Raw genomic sequence first — 5,882 nt, forward strand, 5'->3', positions numbered from 1 at the left:
TAGAGTGAACCCAAAAGCTTAGACAAATTTATAATTAATTTTGATAATAATGAGCTCGATATTCGGTCGGGCTCAGACCTTTTAAATTTAGTTTAATTCTTTCATTATTATAATACTTTATATACTCTTTTATATCACGCTTCAATTGTGTTATAGACTTATATTTATTTAGATAAAATAATTCAGATTTTAAAATACCAAAGAAGTTTTCTATTACTGCATTGTCTAAACAATTCCCTTTTCGAGACATACTTTGAGTAATTCCCTTTTCTTTTAATAGACTTTGATACTGTTTCATTTGATATTGCCATCCTTGATCAGAATGCAAGATTAAGTTTGCTTGATTAGGTATCTTTATAAAAGACTTTTTTAACATCGTAACGACTTGTTTAAAGTTTGGTTTTTCAGATAGCTCATAACTTATTATTTCACCATTGAATAAATCAATTATAGGCGATAGATATAGTTTGTCCCCAAAGACTTTAAATTCGGTAATGTCGGTAGCCCATTTTCTATTTGGTTTTATAGCCTTAAAATTACGTTGTAAAATATTGGGAGCTGTTTCACCTATTTGTCCTTTATAAGATTGATATCTTTTAGCTCTTATAAGGCTTTTTAAGCCTAATTGACGCATTAACTTAGATATGGTTTTGTGATTGATTATAAAACCTTTTTTATTAATCTCTAGAGTAATTCTTCTATAGCCATACCTGCCTTTATGCCGATGGTAAATCTTGCTAATTAATTGCTTTATCTCTTTATATTTATCGCTTAAATTATTTCTTTTTCGGTGGTAATAGTAACTGCTTCTTGCCATATTAGTATGTTTTAGTAATAGTTCTAAATCATACTTATGCCTTAATTCTGTTATGGCTTGCGCTTTTTGCTTTGCTCTTCTTGAATTAAGGCCTGAAACTTTTTTAGCAAGTCCAGTTCTGCCCGTAAGGATTCATTTTCCAATAGAAGTTCCTCTTCTCTGGTTAAAGGTTTATTGGATTTCTTTTTTGTCTTTTTAAATTCCATCGCTTTTGGTTTTCCTCTAGTTTTATGGTTTAAGCCTTCGGTACCCAGCTTTTTGTAATTCTTCTGCCAATTCATAATTACAGATTTAGTAGGGATATTGAACTCCAAACAAGCTTGGCTAAAGGATAGTGAATCTTTGTTGATAGCTTCCAATACTTTTATTTTGAAAGGTAAACTATAGACTTTGTTTTTTCTTGGCAACAAAGCTTTTTTGCCATATTTTTCATAAAAACGAATCCAATCATGAAGTGTTGTATGATGACAACCATTTAATTTTGAAACAGCTTCTACTGTTTGATGATGATTTAAAACTTGCTTTACACAGCGAAGTTTGAAATCGTAATTGTACTTGACTTTTCTTCCCATAAAAATACACTTAAATAGTGTCTAACTTTTTGGGTGCAGTTCAAAATCCGCGAGGATTTTCGTAAGTAGGCTTGCACCAAGCAATTAATTTTACACGGTGTTGGCACACGTATTTTATTTATTTTCCAGTTCTATAATCAGTATTTGAATAGTTAAAATCGGAAAAGTCTTTAAATAGTAAAATCCGCTTTTCTTTAGTCAAATAGTTTTTTATTATTTCATAATTTCCTTTCGGAAAACTAATTCGGTCGCCTTTTGTCAAAAAAGTGTCGCCACCAAATTCGCATTCACATAATTTTCCTCGAACTGCTGTTGCGTAAACGGTTACTTTTTCTTTGTAGCCATCTTTCCATTCTTTCTTGATTACTTGTATTTTCTCTCTGTTTTTCTTAACTAATTCACGTAATTCAGTCAGATATTCACTATAGTTTTCAGGAAAATTAAATTCCGTTCCCGTTGTCATTGTGTATGGATAAGAAACCTTTCCTAAACAACAAGATTCTAATTGTTCACTACCGTAAAATTCGTGCAAGAAAAGAGAATAGATTTTCGGCTCTTTATATTCATCCACTTTTTCATATTTTTCTAATTCCGCAATCCAATAGTAAATAAAAGTTCCGTGAGAATCTTTATTTCTGTCCATTTCAAAAGTTAGAATCACGAATTCTTTTTCAGTCAGATTTTGAGTAAATCCGCTGAATGAAATTAGTAGTAGAAATATTAAAATTACCTTATTTTTCAAATTGAAAACGTATTTTTTATATGTGTGCCAACGTTTATGTGTATGAGCTGGGGCGTGAATTAAGCACGGAACAATCCAAACAGATACTTACCTGTGGAAAATCCGCAGGATTTTCCAGATGAGCGAGAACAAGCCATAGCTTATACACGGTGTTGTAAAACGTTTTTTTCTAACACCATTCTATTATTTTCGTTTCAAAATCAATTGGTGTCGGTCCACTAGAACATCCTCCGATTTCCTCCGCATTTCGGTCAGTTTCAGTTTCTCCGATAATCCACTTTCCAGACTTATGTTTTAATAAAATTCCTTGTATTATTATTTTTCCTCCAGTCAGAGGATTTTTTTCGCTGTTATACACAATTATTTTATTTCCATCTATTTGTATTTCAACAGGCAGATTTTCCATTCGCCCACCAAATTCAGCAAAATACAATTCGTACGTCATTTTTCCTTGAGGAATAGTGTCCGTTAAAATTAATTCGGATTTCAAATTCTGTTTTTCGGAAATTAATTGTTCGTTGGAATTATATTCGGAAGTTCCGCCTCTTTTTCCTAAAGCTGTCGCAACGAAAATCGTAAAGGCGATAAGTAATAGACTTCCTATTCCTACGAGTATTAATAATATGTTCCAGAGTTTCTTCAAAATGTTTTACAACGTGTTTGTATAAGATTAGTTGCGTTGTTTAAGCACCTAATTTAGCAAATACAAACCAAATAGAAAATCCGCGAGGATTTTCGTAAGTAGGCTTGCACTAGCAATTAATTTTATACGGTGTTGTGCAACGTTTTTTATTTCCACCTTACTTGATATGGGTATCTTTCATAAACAGCATTGTCCTCATTAAAAGAAAATCCTAATTCCCCATTATTTTTGGCTATTTTCATTAATTTTTTTGCTTCTTCAATTTTTCCAATTTTCCCCAAACATAGAGCTTTGTAATATTGTACATCTGAAAATTGAGTATGTATTTTAAGAGCTAAATCGAATAAGTCTATTGCTTCTTTATATTTCCCTTGTTCATATTTGCTAATGCCATAATAGAATAAATCAACAGGATGTAACCAATCTTCTCCGTGTTCTGAAAGTTGCTTTTCGTAATCAATTTTAAATATTTGTTCTGCTTTTTTAAATTCATTCAGTTGCAAATATGAAAGTCCAATATGAAAATCATAGGTGTGGTCCATAACATAGCCATATCCAAATCGTTTTTTACAATCTTCAAAATCTTTTATAGCTTCTTTATACGTTTTTGCAAATATGCATTTTATGAATGCTCTATAGTCCTGCCAACGTTGCCTGTCATATTTTACAGCCCTATCAATATATTCCATTCCTAATTCATACTTTCCTTGTTTAAATAGCGGCATTGCTTTTTGCTGCCACATATAAGCAATTGTAGAATCTTTAGCTAATCCTTTGTCTATTTCAGATTGCCATTCTGAAGAGTAATAAGAGTATTTCCATGCGCCATTTTTTAAATGAACATCAATAAGTGAATCTTGTCTTTTCTTAATAATTTTTAATTCAGAATCAGATTTTCCTATTTTATTATTTTCTAAATTAACGTCATTTTTGCAATTAGTAAAGAATACTAAAATTACTAAAATACAAAGTAAATTATTACTTAATTTCATGTTTTTGTCAAATGTTGCACAACGGATTTGTATATGAAACGTAGTGCAGAAAATAAGCAGTTTCGTTTCGGATTAGCACAAGCCAAATTTTTAAATTTTACTAATTATCTTTCTTTTTAAAATAGCCAAATTTAAAAATTTGGCGACCTCGCAAATATGCCCGAACCTTTGTGTTAGCAACGACTCGCACTATGTTTTATATACGTTGTTGTGAGCTGGCTTTCTGCGTTCTGCTTTTCATAATTGGTTACTTATTCGGTTTAAAATCGCCAATCTGTTTCTCAAATTTATGGCTGTCTTTGAATGCACAAAGATTTCCGTCTGGGTCTAAAAATTTCGCAATCGTTCCCCAAGAATGTTCTTGATAATCAACTTTAATATTTTTTGCGGTTAGTTTATCCGCAAGTACTTTCACATTCGGCACGTTCATTCGTAAACAAGTTTTAATCCGTTCCGTTTCTGTTTTTTGTCCGTTATATTCATCATCCAATTCCACCATTAGATATGATTGTCCAAATTCAAAGCAAGTTAGATTTTCGCTTTCAAACATTTTTTTGAGTCCGAGCATAATTTCATAAAACTCAACACACTTTTTGTATTCAATTGTATATAATATAATTCCTGTTCGGTCAAATTCCATTCAGATTGGTTTTTTTTAGCTTGCTCACAACGGTCTCGGCTATGAGTAGTTGCGTGGATAAGCACTTAACTTTGCAAGTACACACCAAACTGAAAATCCGCGAGGATTTTCACAAGTAGGCGAGAACAAGCAATTACTTATAGCCATTGTTGTAACCAGTTATTTTTTATTCAGTTTTTGTTTAAATTCCAATATTTCAGATAGATATATTTCGTTAAGAAATTCGTTGTAAACATCATCTCTTTTATAATGGATACTACTTTCGGCTTTCAAAATATTCTCTTTTGCTTTTTCGATTTGACCAAGTTCTTGGTAAGCTTTTGCCATTCCAAAATAGGATTCAGGAACATTTTCAGTTTGATTTAAAGCTCGTTGAAATTCGGAAATCGCTTTTTCGTAATTCCCGAGTTCGTATTCGCAAAGTCCGAGATATACGAAACTATGAATGTCAGCCCAATCCTCTTTTTGGTTCTTGATGTTGCGATTAAATAATTCTATTGCTTTTTGATAGTCTTTTTTTCCGAAATAGCATTCTCCTCGCAAAAAGTCGATATCTTCTCCCCAAGGTGCATCCACAAAATTTGGCGTTAGAGTATCAAGTCGGTCAAAATCTTCCAGAGCTTTATTATAATCTCGCATTTTTCTTAGCCTAATCCAACCTCTGTAACCTAAATGTAATTTTGGGTCAAGTTCTACAGCCTTATTCAAATATTTGAATCCATTTTCAAAATCTCCAGCCTTGTTTAAATGGACAGAATATTCCATATATTCATCGCTATCTTGAGATTCAAAACTCTCTATCCGTTGAGATAATTCTTTAGATTTCTCTATTCTGTTTTCATTCCAAAAATAGAGGTAGATTCCAAAAGCTATTGCAATGACCAAAACAGCTCCAACTATGTAACCAAATATTTTAAAAAATTTCTTCAATTATTCCGTTTTTAATTTTTAACCTGATTAGGTTGTAGGTTTTAAAATCTTTATCCTTTTTCCAGTCCGTTAGTCCAACAGCAATTTCCTCAAGTTCTTTTATTAACTCTCCATTGTCAAATTCTGTATTCTCGTAATTTTCGTCAATTTGAAATGTTTCAATATTGCAAAATTTTCCTGTTTTTGAAATGTTCAGCCTTAATGTTATAAATCCATTATTTGGACTGATGTCTGTTTTTGATAATTGAATTTCTTTGAAAGCTTTTCTTAAAGTTGGATTTTCGCCCTCAATTCGGCTGTTGATTCCATTTGCCCAATATGGCATAGAACGTTCGTCACATTCGCTTTTTTCTTGCGAAAAAGATAGCAATAAAACAAGGTATATTGTTATGACTAAAAGTTTCTTCATAATTGGTTACAACGGTTTCGTGTATGAAAAGTGCGTGTTTGCGTCAGAGGATTTTCGGAACGAAAATCGGAAGAAAGCAAACACGCACTTTCCTTTTGATTAGGCACTAAAATAAGCATTTTTTATACACAGTGTTA

At 31.9% G+C, this 5,882-nt stretch carries 8 protein-coding genes; all 8 read right to left on the reverse strand.

Annotated elements, in window-relative coordinates:
• Nucleotides 1–34: 34 nt before the first annotated feature.
• Nucleotides 35–949 carry an IS3 family transposase gene (locus OS191_RS15440; protein WP_323370139.1) on the reverse strand — a complete coding sequence of 305 codons (915 nt, stop codon included), beginning with the start codon at nucleotides 947–949 and terminating at the stop codon, nucleotides 35–37.
• Nucleotides 868–1,389 carry a helix-turn-helix domain-containing protein gene (locus OS191_RS15445; RefSeq protein WP_267154908.1) on the reverse strand — a complete coding sequence of 174 codons (522 nt, stop codon included), beginning with the start codon at nucleotides 1,387–1,389 and terminating at the stop codon, nucleotides 868–870. Before OS191_RS15445 ends, OS191_RS15440 begins: the two co-directional genes overlap by 82 nt.
• 118 nt (nucleotides 1,390–1,507) lie before the next feature.
• The gene (locus OS191_RS15450; protein ID WP_267156595.1) at nucleotides 1,508–2,131 is read right to left on the reverse strand and encodes a hypothetical protein; all 624 of its coding nucleotides are present in this window, start codon (nucleotides 2,129–2,131) and stop codon (nucleotides 1,508–1,510) included.
• Between the two features lie 169 nt (nucleotides 2,132–2,300).
• Nucleotides 2,301–2,774: a hypothetical protein gene (locus tag OS191_RS15455; protein ID WP_267156596.1), complete on the reverse strand. Its 474-nt coding sequence runs from the start codon at nucleotides 2,772–2,774 to the stop codon at nucleotides 2,301–2,303.
• Between the two features lie 146 nt (nucleotides 2,775–2,920).
• On the reverse strand, nucleotides 2,921–3,766 hold the full coding sequence (locus tag OS191_RS15460) for a tetratricopeptide repeat protein (RefSeq protein ID WP_267156597.1): 846 nt from the start codon (nucleotides 3,764–3,766) through the stop codon (nucleotides 2,921–2,923).
• A 247-nt stretch (nucleotides 3,767–4,013) separates the two neighbouring features.
• Nucleotides 4,014–4,406 (reverse strand): VOC family protein, encoded by a 393-nt coding sequence (locus tag OS191_RS15465; RefSeq protein WP_267156598.1) that lies wholly within the window; start codon nucleotides 4,404–4,406, stop codon nucleotides 4,014–4,016.
• 159 nt (nucleotides 4,407–4,565) lie between these two features.
• Entirely contained in the window at nucleotides 4,566–5,336 is a 771-nt protein-coding gene (locus OS191_RS15470) for a tetratricopeptide repeat protein (RefSeq protein ID WP_267156599.1), read from the reverse strand.
• On the reverse strand, nucleotides 5,320–5,745 hold the full coding sequence (locus OS191_RS15475) for a hypothetical protein (protein ID WP_267156600.1): 426 nt from the start codon (nucleotides 5,743–5,745) through the stop codon (nucleotides 5,320–5,322). Before OS191_RS15475 ends, OS191_RS15470 begins: the two co-directional genes overlap by 17 nt.
• Nucleotides 5,746–5,882: the final 137 nt, after the last annotated feature.

The sequence above is a fragment of the Xanthomarina sp. F2636L genome, from assembly GCF_026410195.1.
GTDB lineage: Bacteria > Bacteroidota > Bacteroidia > Flavobacteriales > Flavobacteriaceae > Xanthomarina.